The sequence below is a fragment of the Verrucosispora sp. WMMD1129 genome, assembly GCF_029581255.1.
GTDB lineage: Bacteria > Actinomycetota > Actinomycetes > Mycobacteriales > Micromonosporaceae > Micromonospora > Micromonospora sediminimaris.
Map to the genome: position 1 here is coordinate 1841240 of NZ_CP120741.1, position 12315 is coordinate 1853554.

Annotated in this window: 9 protein-coding genes and 2 pseudogenes; 3 read left to right on the forward strand and 8 right to left on the reverse strand. The window is 71.2% G+C overall.

The window, feature by feature from the left end; genetic code table 11:
• Positions 1 to 16: 16 nt before the first annotated feature.
• The 3 genes and pseudogenes from O7624_RS30640 to nrdR all read right to left on the reverse strand — a co-directional run.
• Positions 17 to 898: pseudogene (locus O7624_RS30640) on the reverse strand (LAGLIDADG family homing endonuclease); the annotation flags it as partial.
• Positions 899 to 1366: pseudogene (locus O7624_RS30645) on the reverse strand (vitamin B12-dependent ribonucleotide reductase); the annotation flags it as partial. It lies immediately after the preceding pseudogene.
• A 66-nt stretch (positions 1367 to 1432) separates the two neighbouring features.
• Positions 1433 to 1921 (reverse strand): transcriptional regulator NrdR, encoded by a 489-nt coding sequence (gene nrdR, locus O7624_RS08395; RefSeq protein WP_093410262.1) that lies wholly within the window; start codon positions 1919 to 1921, stop codon positions 1433 to 1435.
• Positions 1922 to 2475: 554 nt separating this feature from the next.
• Here nrdR and lexA point away from each other — a divergent pair.
• Entirely contained in the window at positions 2476 to 3258 is a 783-nt protein-coding gene (gene lexA / locus O7624_RS08400) for a transcriptional repressor LexA (protein ID WP_093410259.1), read from the forward strand.
• Between the two features lie 42 nt (positions 3259 to 3300).
• On the opposite strand, the gene O7624_RS08405 is transcribed toward lexA, so the two are convergent.
• Both O7624_RS08405 and hflX read right to left on the reverse strand, forming a co-directional pair.
• Complete coding sequence (locus O7624_RS08405) at positions 3301 to 4995, reverse strand: hypothetical protein (protein ID WP_282239596.1); 1695 nt, start codon at positions 4993 to 4995, stop codon at positions 3301 to 3303.
• Between the two features lie 64 nt (positions 4996 to 5059).
• Positions 5060 to 6508 carry a GTPase HflX gene (gene hflX / locus O7624_RS08410; RefSeq protein ID WP_282239597.1) on the reverse strand — a complete coding sequence of 483 codons (1449 nt, stop codon included), beginning with the start codon at positions 6506 to 6508 and terminating at the stop codon, positions 5060 to 5062.
• Positions 6509 to 6683: 175 nt separating this feature from the next.
• Between hflX and O7624_RS08415 the strand changes: the two genes are divergently transcribed.
• The gene (locus tag O7624_RS08415; protein ID WP_282239598.1) at positions 6684 to 8156 is read left to right on the forward strand and encodes an NAD-dependent malic enzyme; all 1473 of its coding nucleotides are present in this window, start codon (positions 6684 to 6686) and stop codon (positions 8154 to 8156) included.
• 82 nt (positions 8157 to 8238) lie between these two features.
• Here O7624_RS08415 and dapF read toward each other — a convergent pair whose 3' ends face one another.
• From dapF to O7624_RS08430, 3 genes are read right to left on the reverse strand one after another with little or no spacing between them, the layout of a single operon-like run.
• The gene (gene dapF, locus O7624_RS08420; protein ID WP_282239599.1) at positions 8239 to 9081 is read right to left on the reverse strand and encodes a diaminopimelate epimerase; all 843 of its coding nucleotides are present in this window, start codon (positions 9079 to 9081) and stop codon (positions 8239 to 8241) included.
• Positions 9082 to 9088: 7 nt separating this feature from the next.
• Positions 9089 to 10006: a tRNA (adenosine(37)-N6)-dimethylallyltransferase MiaA gene (gene miaA, locus O7624_RS08425; RefSeq protein ID WP_282239600.1), complete on the reverse strand. Its 918-nt coding sequence runs from the start codon at positions 10004 to 10006 to the stop codon at positions 9089 to 9091.
• The gene (locus tag O7624_RS08430) at positions 10003 to 10734 is read right to left on the reverse strand and encodes a class III extradiol dioxygenase subunit B-like domain-containing protein (RefSeq protein WP_282239601.1); all 732 of its coding nucleotides are present in this window, start codon (positions 10732 to 10734) and stop codon (positions 10003 to 10005) included. Before O7624_RS08430 ends, miaA begins: the two co-directional genes overlap by 4 nt.
• A gap of 262 nt (positions 10735 to 10996) precedes the next feature.
• On the opposite strand from O7624_RS08430, the gene O7624_RS08435 reads away from it, so the two are divergent.
• Positions 10997 to 12205 (forward strand): DUF349 domain-containing protein, encoded by a 1209-nt coding sequence (locus tag O7624_RS08435; RefSeq protein ID WP_093410241.1) that lies wholly within the window; start codon positions 10997 to 10999, stop codon positions 12203 to 12205.
• Positions 12206 to 12315 lie beyond the last annotated feature (110 nt).

A 12315-nucleotide genomic window follows, 5' to 3' on the forward strand; every position in this document is an offset into this window, starting at 1 on the left:
CGAACCCGATGTGGGTGGCGAAAAGGTCCCGGTCGCCGTCGTTCTGGATGCGGACCGTCCACACGCCCTTGCGATCCGGGCGCGAATCGGCCTTGAAAGACACCCGGGAGAAGATCCCGAAGCGCAGCAACAGGCTCTGCACGCCCCGGATCAGCTCCTCCGAGATCATGTCCGCCGCGACGAGCGTGGACCGCTCGCGCGCCGAGACGTAGCCCTCGGCCTGAAAGATGCTGCGCAGGTACCCGGCGACGACCGGCAACGGCGCGGTGAACAGCCGCTGCGGCACCCGCATGTCGGTACCCCGGGTCAGCAGGTCCCACCTCTCCACGAACGGGCGAAGGTGCTCGCCGTAGAGGCGGATACGCCGGCAGTCGAGGTTCTGGTCCTGGGTGGTCACCGAGCGCTCCTTGCGGTGCGCGCCAGGGAACACCTCGTCGAGGGTGGTGGTGACCCAGTCCAGTTCGTCGTCGTTGACGGTCATCGCCTCGATCGTCAGCGACCGGTTGGTGCCCTCGGCGTACTGGCCGACGAAGCCGTCCGACTGCAACCAGCCGGCCAACGCAGCCTCGCGGACCTCGCGCAGCTCCAGTTCACTTTCGCCGTAGGCGTAGGTGCGGTGCCATTCGAGCTTGTCGCCCGGGTTGAGGGTGCCGGCCTCGACCCATTCACCGGTGCCGCTGCCCGTGCTCTTCCACACCACGTGGTCCGGCGTGACATCGAGCGTGTAGCCCGCCTTGGTGTGCAGTCGGAGGACGTCGCGCACCCCGTTCGCCTTGACGGCGACGATGCTGGTTAGGCCGGTGCCGTCGTAGACCTTGGCGCCGACGGCACCCTCTTCGACAAGCTTGCCGATCGGCACCAGCCCGCCGGGGGTGCTGACCAGCGAGTCGTACGGCAGGCAGGCGCTGACCTGCTGGGGTGAGGGGGTGCCGACGTTGAACCAGACCGGGGAGTTGAAGCTGAACACCTGGTGCAGCAGCATCCAGGTCAGCTCGTGCGCGAAGACCTCGGCGTCGGCCGGGGAGGCGAAGTAGCCGTACTCCTCACCTGCGGTGCGGTAGGTGGTCACCACCCGGTCGATCAACTGCTTGAGCGACCACTCGCGTTCCGGGGTCCCCACCGCGCCCCGGAAGTACTTGGTGGTCACGATGTTGGCCGCGTTGACGCTCCAACTCTCCGGGTACTCCACCCCCCGCTGCTCGAAGTTGATCGAGCCGTCCCGCCAGTTCGTCATCACGACGTCCCGGCGCTCCCAGGCGACCTCGTCGTACGGGTGCACCCCGGGGGTCGTCCAGACCCGCTCGACCTTGAGCCCCGCGCCTGCCTTGCTTCGTGACCTGCTTGTTGTCACACCGTCCCCCGGCATCTCATCCGCCCCCTCGTCCGCGCGGGTCCGCCGCGCGATCCGACTGTCACTGCTACTGCTGAAAAATCACTGCGCGCTGGCCGGCTCGGCGCCGGCAGCCTCTCGGGCACGCGCGGCGGCCCGTAGCGTCTCGATCTCCCGCTCGAAGTCGGCGAGCGAGTCGAACGACCGGTAGACGCTGGCGAACCGCAGGTAGGCGACCTCGTCCAGGTCCCGCAGCGGGCCCAGGATGGCCAGCCCCACGTCGTGGCTGGGGATCTCGGCTGCTCCCTTGGCCCGGACGGTCTCCTCGACCCGCTGCGCCAGCAGCGCGATCGAGTCCTCGTCGACCGGCCGGCCCTGGCACGCCTTGCGCACCCCGCCGATGATCTTCGTCCGGCTGAACGGCTCGGTCACGCCGCTGCGCTTGACCACGGCGAGCACCGCCTCCTCGACGGTGGTGAACCGCTTGCCGCACTCGGGGCAGGATCGCCGCCGCCGGATCAGCTGGCCGTCGTCGGCCTCGCGCGAGTCGACCACCCGGGAGTCGGCGTGCCGGCAGTACGGACACCGCATCGCCCGACCTCCTCGATCGACCACGGGCCCGACCGCCCCGCCCTCCGGGCACGCCTCGGTAAGCCGGAGCCATCCCCGCAGGATGGTCGCCGGCTCGGCGGTACGGGAGTGCGGTCGGTAGTCGAACCCAACCTGTAGGCAACTTACGCCCATGTGACTACTACATCTAGGGGTCGACCGTAGGCCGCCGACGATCCGGGGTCAAGTTGGTCGGCGTGTCCGGCGCGTCACCCGAAACCCCACCCGCACCACCCGCTCTCCGCAACCGGAGAACCCAACGCGGACTGGGCCACGCCGGTTACCGCCAGCCCTTCACGAGCATCGACAATTCACACCTACTCGAACACCCGTACTATTTATCAGTACGGAGCCACGGCCGTGCTGATTTTCCGCATCGACACGCGGCGGAAGGTCGTACAGATGTTTGAAAAAGACCGATCTCACCTATACGGTCATGAACAACCGGAGGTGACCATGGTCGACCCACCGGTCATTAGATCACCGTGCGCACCACGAGCCGCCGAGGCACTCAGCGCCGACCAGGGAGGACGGACGTGACCGAGGACCGGGCCAACCGGCCACAGAGCCCGCAGCAGAGCGTCGAGGCGGGCCCCCCGGCCGCCCGACGCCGGAGTGTCGCCCGTGCCCGCTCCGGCCAGCCGGCCGTGCGCCCGGTGACGCCGGTGGTCAGCAGCTTTCCCGACCCGGCGACGGTCGACCTGACCGCCCGGCAGCGACGCATCCTGGATTTCATCCGCACCTGGGTGGAACGTCACGGCTACCCGCCGAGCGTGCGCGAGATCGGTGAGGCGGTCGGGCTGGTCTCCCCGTCCAGCGTCGCCTACCAGCTCAAGGAGCTGGAGAAGAAAGGTTTCCTCCGCCGCGACCCCAACCGGCCCCGGGCGGTCGACGTCCGCTCCCCGAACGACGTCGACGACGAGCTGACCCGCTCCCAGCGGCCCACCCCGGCCTATGTTCCGATGCTCGGCCGCATCGCCGCCGGTGGGCCGATCCTCGCCGAGCAGTCGATGGAGGACGTCTTCCCGCTGCCGCGCGAGCTGGTCGGCGAAGGTGAGGTCTTCATGCTCCAGGTCAAGGGCGACTCGATGCTCGACGCGGCGATCTGCGACGGCGACTGGGTGGTCGTCCGCCAGCAGCCGACCGCGGACTCCGGCGAGATCGTCGCCGCCATGCTGGACGGCGAGGCGACGGTGAAGACCTACCGCCGACGTGACGGTCACGTCTGGCTGATGCCGCAAAATCCGGCCTTCGACCCGATCCCCGGCGACGACGCCACCATCATGGGCCGGGTGGTCGCGGTGCTACGCCGCATCTGACTCGACGATCCACGACCGGTACTGGCCCGAGGCCGGTACCGGTCAGTACCGGTCGCCCCGGTAGCCGTAGTTGCCGCCGCGCACCTGCCCGTACGGCCCGTTGTCGTCCTCCCGGTAGCGCCCGGAGCGTCGTCCCCGGTAGTCGGGCTCAGCCGGGCCACCACGCCGGGGTGGTTCCGCGCGCCCTCCCCCGCCGGGCTGTCCGCCGCCGCGCGCGCCACCGCCTCCGTAGACACCGCCGCCGGGGCGTCCGCCACCGCCGGACGCTCGACCGCCTCCCGGCCTCCCGCCGTAGACCGGAGCACCTTCACCGCCGGGCCGGCCGCCGCCGTAGACGCCTCCGCCGCCCTGCCCCGGCCGAGCACCGTTGCCGGCGGCCGGTCGGCCACCGCCGCCGTAGACGCCGCCCGGGCGCGCGCCACCGCCGGGCCGCTCGCCAGCCGGCGAGCCCCCGTAGACGCCACCGGCCGCTGCCCCGCCGTACACTCCGCCACGGCCCCGGTCCTGGGCGGGGCCGAAACCGTCGCCCTTACGCTTCGCGGCGTCGTCGTCGCCGTCGCGGTTCCTGCCGGCCGGCGCCGGGCGCTTGCGGGCGCGCAGGATTCCGAAGATGCCCGCGCCGACCAGCAGGGCTCCGAGCACGCCGACCGCGGCGATCAGGTACATGATGTCGGTCGGGGTCAGCCCGTCGAGGAACGACTGCCCGGACTTCTGCGCCGCGTCGGGATCATCCGCCAGGGCCTTCGGCCCCTCTTTGGACGGGGTGTAGCTGAGGATGTTGACGGGGTCGTCCTCCTCCAGGTGGCCGGCGTCGGAGACGGTCAGGAAGGTCTTCCCGTCGGTCGAGTAGGCGATCGCCTCGCCGAAGGGGTCGGCGAGGGCGGTGACCCGGGGGGTGGCCGTGGTGAGGGCGGCGACAATGTCGCCGTTGGAGACGTCGTACTCGAAGGCGTCGGCGTAGGTGCGCAGGACCACCCGCGAGCCGTCCAGGGAGCGGGCCGCGCCGGTGATCGCGACTCGTCCGAAGGTGCTCAGCGGATTCTCGGTGTCCGTCCTCGGCAGTTCGATGTCGCCGAGCTTCTTCATCGGGACGGGCTGGGTGTCACCGGTCTTGAGCGGCCCATCCGGGGTGAAGATCTCGGCCTTGCCGGCGGTGACCTTGGTGATGATCAGCGGCAGCTTGTCGTCGCCGATCAGCAGCGCCTCGGCATCGCGCGGCTTGCCGTCCGGGTACGACAGCCGATGCAGCTTCGGTTGGCTGCCACCACCGATCGGCATGCTCCAGACCGCCACCCGCTCACGGCGCTCGCGGCTTGTCACGTTGTCGCCGGTGTCGGCGATCCACAGCGTCTTGCCGTCCGGTGAGACGGCGAGATCCTCGGTGTCGAAAGGACCTGCGCCGGAGTAGGGGACCTCGCGAACGACCTGGCAGTCCTTGTTGAGATAGAAGACCTGCTTACGGTCGTTCTGCTCGGTGCTGTCGTTGATGACGACGTAGCCGTTCTTCGTCGCCACCAGGCCGGACAGCTCACGCAGCCGGGAGTCGGTGACCGAGCACTGCTTCTTGCCCGCCGCCGTGACCGGCGGCCCCACCACGGCGGCCGGGGGGGCCGCCAGCACGGGAGATGCTGCCTTGGCGGGTGTCGGGCCGGGCGCGGCGAGCGCGGCACCGGCGACCGTCACGGTGGCCCCGACCAGGCCGAGGGCAACCGTGACGGAGGAAACAGTGCGGAGCATGAAAGAAGTGTCGCATGCCGCAGGTTTCCGTCGGGTGACGCGGCGGTGCGGCCACCACCGACAATTACCGCGTGATACCGGCCGCCTGCGCCGTGTCGGCGTACGGCACCAATTCGGCTGCCAGCGCCTCGTTGACCCGTACGTGCAGCATCGTCCCTTCGGGCAGGTGGGCGGTGCTGAGCACCTCGCCCTGCCGGTGCAGCCGGGCCACCAGGTCACCCCGGTCGTACGGCAGCACCACGCGCATTTCGACCGCCGGGCGGGGCAGCCGCCGCTCGATCGCCTCGCGCAGTCCGTCGATGCCGCGACCGCGATGCGCGGAGACGAAGACCGCCTCGGGCCAGAGCCGCTTGAGTCGGAGCAGGGTCTCCTCGTCGGCCGCGTCGATCTTGTTGACCACCAGCAGCTCAGGCAACCGATCGGCACCGACCTCGCCGAGCACCTCGCGGACGGCCCGGACCTGCTCCTCCGGGTCGGGGTGGGCGCCGTCGACCACGTGCACCACCAGATCCGCCTCGGCGACCTCCTCCAACGTCGACCGGAACGCTTCGACGATCTGGTGCGGCAGGTGCCGGACGAAGCCCACGGTGTCGCTCAGGGTGTAGACCCGTCCGTCGGACGTGGTGGACCGGCGGGTGGTCGGATCGAGCGTGGCGAACAGGGCGTCCTCCACCAGCACGCCCGCCCCGGTCAGGCGATTCAGCAGGCTGGACTTTCCGGCGTTCGTGTAGCCGGCGATCGCCACCGCGGGCACCGCGTTGCGGGTGCGGCGGGCGCGCTTGGTCTCGCGTACCGTCCGCATGGCCTTGATCTCCCGGCGGAGCCGGGCGATGCGGTGGCGGATGCGCCGTCGGTCGGTCTCCAGCTTGGTCTCACCGGGGCCGCGGACGCCGACGCCGCCGCCGGCACCGCCGCCCCGGCCCGACCCACCGGTCTGCCGGGACAACGTCTCACCCCAGCCACGCAGCCGAGGCAGGAGGTATTCCAGCTGGGCCAGCTCGACCTGCGCCCGGCCTTCCTTGCTCTTGGCGTGCTGGGCGAAGATGTCGAGGATCAGCGCGGTGCGGTCGACCACCTTGACCTTGGTGCGCTGCTCCAGGTTACGCAGTTGGGACGGGGACAGCTCACCGTCGCAGATCACCGTGTCGGCGCCGGCGGAGAGCACCACCGAACCGAGGTCGTCGACCTTGCCGCGACCGATGTAGGTCGCCGGGTCGGGACGGTTGCGTCGCTGGATGAGCCCTTCGAGCACCTGCGAGCCGGCGGTCTCCGCCAGCGCGGCCAGTTCGGTGAGGGAGTTCTCCGCGTCGACCTGGGTGCCCTCGGTCCAGACGCCGACCAGAACCACCCGCTCCAGCCGGAGCTGTCGGTACTCGACCTCGGTGACGTCGGTCAGCTCGGTGGAGAGACCGGGGACCCGTCGTAGCGCCTGCCGTTCGGAGAGCTCGTACTCGCCGGTGGTGGCGTCGAGCTCGTCGTCGGGGATGGAAACGTAGGTCTCCTGGTCTCGCAAGCTATCTCTCCTGTCCGTTCTGTGCACGTACCGAGTAATCCTGACATGTGTCAACGCCCGCTGCACCTGGTATATGCCCGCCCGCCGATCGGCGAGAGCAGGGGCGGCTGCCGGCTGCCCGGGGCGGGCGAGTAGAAATGCGGACGAGCCGTTCAGCGCCGACGGAGGGACCTGCGTGGCCACGACCCGACTGCCCAGTGCCGGATTCTCGATCACGATCCGGATCGCCGTGCCCGCCGACGCCTCCTCGATCGGCCGGCTCACCACGTCGGTGGGTGAGGCCGGGGCGATCGTCACCGCGCTGGACGTGGTCGACTCCGATCCGACGAACGTGATCGTCGACCTGACCTGCGACACCGCCGACGCCGGTCACGCCGACCAGGTGGTCGACGCGCTGAGCGCGCTCGACGGCGTGGACGTGCGCAAGGTTTCCGACCGTACCTTCCTGCTGCACCTCGGCGGCAAGATCGAGGTGAGTCCGAAGGTCGCCCTGCGGAACCGGGACGAGCTGTCGCGCGCGTACACCCCCGGGGTGGCCCGGGTCTGCCAGGCGATCGCCGACAACCCGGCGGACGCCCGGCGGCTGACCATCAAGCGCAACACGGTGGCGGTGGTCAGCGACGGCTCGGCCGTGCTGGGGCTGGGCAACCTCGGTCCCGCAGCCTCGCTGCCGGTGATGGAGGGCAAGGCGGCGCTGTTCAAGCGCTTCGGCGGGGTGGACGCCTGGCCGGTGGTGCTCGACACGCAGGACACCGACGAGATCGTCGCCATCGTCAAGGCCATCGCGCCCGCGTACGGCGGGATCAACCTGGAGGACATCGCCGCGCCGCGGTGCTTCGAGATCGAGGCCCGGTTGCGCGAGGCGCTGGACATCCCGGTCTTCCACGACGATCAGCACGGCACCGCCATCTGCGTGCTGGCCGCGCTGACCAACGCGCTGCGCGTGGTGGGCAAGCATCTCGCGGACGTACGGGTGGTCGTCTCCGGCGCGGGTGCCGCCGGCACTGCGATCATGAAGCTGCTGCTGCGCCAGGGCGTCGGCGACATCATCGCGTACGACCGGCAGGGCGCCCTGCACCGTGGGCAGACCGATCTCAACCCGGCCTGGCGGTGGCTGGCCGAGAACACCAACCGGGACGGCTACTCGGGTGACCTGCCCGGTGCGCTCGCCGGCGCCGACGTCTTCATCGGGGTGAGTGCCCCGAACCTGCTCACCGGCGACGACATCGCCACCATGGCGAAGGACGCGATCGTGTTCGCGCTGGCGAACCCGGACCCGGAGGTCGACCCCCGGGAGGCGCGCAAGCACGCCGCGGTCGTCGCCACCGGCCGCTCCGACCAGCCGAACCAGATCAACAACGTGCTCGCCTTCCCCGGCGTCTTCCGCGGCATGCTCGACGCGCACGCCGAGGAATTCACCGAGGAGATGGCGATCGCCGCCGCCCGGGCCATTGCGGACGTGGTGGGCGAGGAAAAGATCAACCCCACGGTCATCGTGCCCAGCGTCTTCGACTCCCGGGTGGCTCCGGCGGTCGCCGCGGCCGTACGCGCCGCCGCCCAGAACCCCACAGTCACCCCACCGCCCGCCGCCGACCCCGGCCCGGCCGACCTGCCCGAGATCGCCGCCTCCGCCTCCGCCACCCCCTGACGGACCTCCGGACCCCAACCGCCCAGGTTGATCACGAGGTCGACGGCAGCTGAAGAGATCGCCGCCAACCTCATGGTCAACGCTAAGTCAGGGGTGGGAGGGTGAGTTCGCCGGTGGCGACGAGGAGGGCGGGACCGGAGAGCCAGCAGGAGTCGGGGGTGACGGTCACCGTGAGGCGGCCGCCGGGGACGTCCACGGCGACAGTGCCGGTCTCCCGGTCGGCGTCGCGCAGGGCCACCGCGGCGACGGCGCAGGCACCGGTGCCGCAGGAGAGCGTCTCGGCGGAGCCACGCTCGTGGACGCGCATCAGCACGTGTGCGTCGACGCCGGAGACCGGCGCGCCGGCGGTGGTGAACTCGACGTTCACCCCGGCGGGGAAGACCGCCGGGTCAATGTCGGGGGCGCGGGTCAGGTCCAGCCCGGCCAGATCCAGTCCGGCGGGTACCGAGCAGACCAGGTGGGGATTGCCGACGTCCACCGCCGTGCCGGGCAGGGTCAGTCCGCCCAGGGCGGCGGCGGAGGCACCGTACAGCCGGGGTCGTTGCATCTCGACGGCGATGACGTCGCCCTCGACCCGGGCCCGCACCACGCCGGCCCGGGTGACCACCGGCAGTGCCTCGCCGGACGGCACGACCAGCCCGTTCGCCAGCAGGTACCGGACGAAGACCCGGGCACCGTTGCCGCACATCTCGGCGAAGGAGCCGTCGGAGTTCCAGTAGTCCATGAACCACTCGGCCTCGCCAGCCAGGGCGGCGCCGTCGGTGTGCTTCGCGGCACGGACCACCCGCAGCACGCCGTCCCCGCCGAGACCACGCCGCCGATCGCAGATCGCCGCCACCAGTTCGGGCGTCAGGTCGAGCGCGCCGTCCGGGTCAGGCAGGATCACGAAGTCGTTGCCGGTGCCGTGCCCCTTGGTGAACTCCACGCTCCCATCATTGCGCAGCCGCACCGAGGATCCGCATCGCGGCCCCGATCAGCCCCGGGTCGGCCGAGTCGAGCCAGTGCACCCGAGGATCGCGCCGGAACCAGGAGCGCTGGCGGCGGACGAAGCGGCGGGTGGCCCGGACCGTCTCGTCGTACGCCTCGGTCTCGGTCAGCTCCCCACCCAGGAAACGCAGCACCTGCTGGTAACCGAGCGCCCGGCTCGCGGTACGTCCGTGCGGCAGGCCGCGCTCGACCAGTCTCCGGGTCTCCGCGACCAGCCCGTCCGCCCACATCCGGTCGACCCGCATCGCGATCCGCTCGTCGAGCAGGGCGGTGTCCAGATCCACGCCGATCTGCACCGCCGGGTAGTAGGGCGTCGGCTCCGGCAGCGCCGCGGTGAACGGCCCCCCGGTCAGCTCGATCACCTCCAGCGCGCGCACGATGCGCCGGCCGTTGCCGGGCAGGATGCCGGCCGCCGCGACCGGGTCGGCGTCGCGCAGTCGCGCGTGCAGGGGGGCCGGCCCTAGCGCGGCCAACTCGCCTTCCAAGCGTTGTCGCACTGCCGGATCGGTGCCGGGGAACTCGAACTGTTCCAGCACCGCCCGCACGTACAGCCCGGACCCACCGACCAGCAGCGGCACCCGGCCCCGGGCGAGGACGTCGTCGACTGCCGCCCGGGCCAGCCGCTGGTACTCCGCGACGCTGGCCGGCTCGGTGACCTCCCAGATGTCGAGCAGGTGATGCGGTACGCCGTCACGCTCGGCGACGGTGAGCTTGGCCGTGCCGATATCCATGCCCCGGTAGAGCTGCATCGAGTCGGCGTTGACCACCTCACCGCCGAGCGCGTGCGCCAGCGCGATGCTCAGCGCCGACTTGCCGGCCGCCGTCGGCCCGACGACCGCGACCACGGTGCCCGGGGCGGTCACGGCCGCTCCCAGTTCGCCACGAGGTAGCCCACCCCGTAGGGCGCGGCGTGGTAACGCAACTCGCCACGCCAGCGACCACCCGCCGCTCGCGCGGCACCGGCGAGCACCTGCCAGGGCGCCCGTCCCGCGACCTTGAGCTGCGTCGACAGGGCGGGGTCCAGACCGAGCAGGGCGTCGCCGTCCGCGTCGGCCAGGGCGCGCGCGACCGTTTCGTCGTACGCCTCGGCGCGCGGATCGGCGTAGCCGGGCGCCTTCTCACCCCGGCAGGCCGAACCGTCCCCCATCACCAGCAGCGCCCACGGCTGGTCCGGGCCGAGCCGGGCACCGAGTTCGGCGCAGGTCTCGACCGGGTCGGTGGCCCCGACCGTCGTCATCCGCCAACTCATGCCCCGGATCCTGGCCGGCGGTCGCCGGCCGAGCAGCCAGGCGCCGACCAGCAGGCTGAGCGGGAGATGGTCGCTGCCCACCAATCCGTCGGGGTGGTCGCCGAGGCGTACCTCAAGCGGCACCCCCCACGGCGCGAAGCTGCCCCGGAACGGAGCGTCGAGGTCGGCTCCGCGGTCGCCGGCCCCGATCACCAGGACGGTCCGCGCTTCCGAGTCGAGCAGCCGGGCGACGGCGGTGTCACAGGCGGTGCGCAGGTCGTCCAGCTCGGACGCGGCGGCACCGGCGATCTCGGGGATGAGCAGCGGCGGGTGGGGGCAGACGGCGGCGGCGACCAGTGGCACCAGGCAACCGTAGCGGTCCGCTCCGGCAGCGTGGCCGCGTGCTGCCGGGAAGGACGACCGTGCCGCACGTACGCCGTACGGTCGAAAGCGGCACGCCGGTCGGATGGCCCAGACCGGCCCTAGGACACCGTATGGTCACGGTCGACGATAGGCGCTCGACGCGGACCGGGGCGCACCTGTGACAATGCCCGGAGAAACTTGGCTGCGCCGTGGCGGCGCCCGGGAGACTGCTCCCTGGTGCCGGGAGAACGAGGATGGGCACATGAGCGACTGGACTGCCTTCGGACGGGTGGACGCGGACGGCACCGTTTACGTCAAGACCGCCGAGGGCGAGCGGGTGGTCGGATCCTGGCAGGCGGGAGCACCGGAGGAAGGGCTGGCACACTTCGCACGCCGCTTCGCCGACCTGGTGACCGAGGTGGACCTGACCGAGGCACGGCTCAACTCCGGTGCGGCGGACGCCAACCATTCGCTCGCCACCATCCGACGGATCCGTGCTTCCCTCCCCGAGGCTCACGTCGTCGGTGACATCGACGCCCTGGCGACCCGGCTCGACAAGCTCGCCACCGTGGCCGAGGAGAAGGCCGGTGAGGCCCGGGCGGCTAAGGAGGCCGCCCGCGTCGAGGCCCTCGCCCGCAAGACCGCCCTGGTGGAGGAGGCCGAGAAGCTGGCTGCCGAGTCGACCGGTTGGAAGACCGCCGGTGACCGGCTCAAGGAGATCCTCGACGAGTGGAAGACCATTCGAGGGGTCGACAAGAAGACCGATGGCGAGTTGTGGAAGCGGTTCGCGGCCGCGCGGGACGGCTTCACCCGCCGCCGGGGTGCCCACTTCGCCTCCCTCGACGCGCAGCGCAAGCAGGCGCAGACGGTCAAGGAGGAGCTGGTCGCCGAGGCCGAGAAGGTCGCCGAATCGACCGACTGGGCGGCGACGGCCAACCACCTCAAGAACCTGATGACGCAGTGGAAGGCCGCGCCGCGCGCGTCGAAGGAGGCCGAGCAGCGGCTCTGGGAGCGGTTCCGGGCCGCCCAGGACTCCTTCTTCAGCCGGCGTAGCGAGGTCTTCTCCGCCCGGGACAACGAGCAGCGCGCCAACCTGGAGCGCAAGCAGGCACTGCTCGCCGAGGCCGAGGCGCTCGACATCGACGGCGACCCGAAGGGCGCCCAGGCGAAGCTGCGGGAGATCCAGGCGCAGTGGCACGAGGCCGGTCGGGTGCCGCGCGAGGCGGCCGCCGGGCTGGAGCGCCGGCTGCGCGCGGTCGACGAGAAGGTCCGCGAGGTGATGGACTCGGCCTGGCGGCGCACCAGCCGGGAGGACAATCCGCTGCTGGCCCAGATGCGTTCGCAGGTCGCGGAGGCAGAGGAGCGGCTGGCCCGGGCGCAGGCCGCAGGTGACTCCCGGCGGATCAAGGAGGCCGAGCAGGCGCTCGCCTCGAAGCGCCAGTTCCTCCAGTTGGCCGAGCAGGCCGGCTGAGCCGTACGTCCGATGCCCTCGGCTCTCCCACGCGGGAGCCGAGGGCATCGTCCTTTTCGCAGGTCGCCGCGATGTTAGCGTACGACATTTACATCGACGTCGATCTGTGA

Excerpts from the sequence above, each read along its gene's own strand:
- nrdR (WP_093410262.1), bottom strand. The coding sequence starts at position 1,921 with ATGCGGTGTCCGTACTGCCGGCACGCCGACTCCCGGGTGGTCGACTCG.
- O7624_RS08405 (WP_282239596.1), bottom strand. The coding sequence starts at position 4,995 with ATGCTCCGCACTGTTTCCTCCGTCACGGTTGCCCTCGGCCTGGTCGGG.
- O7624_RS08435 (WP_093410241.1), top strand. The coding sequence starts at position 10,997 with ATGAGCGACTGGACTGCCTTCGGACGGGTGGACGCGGACGGCACCGTT.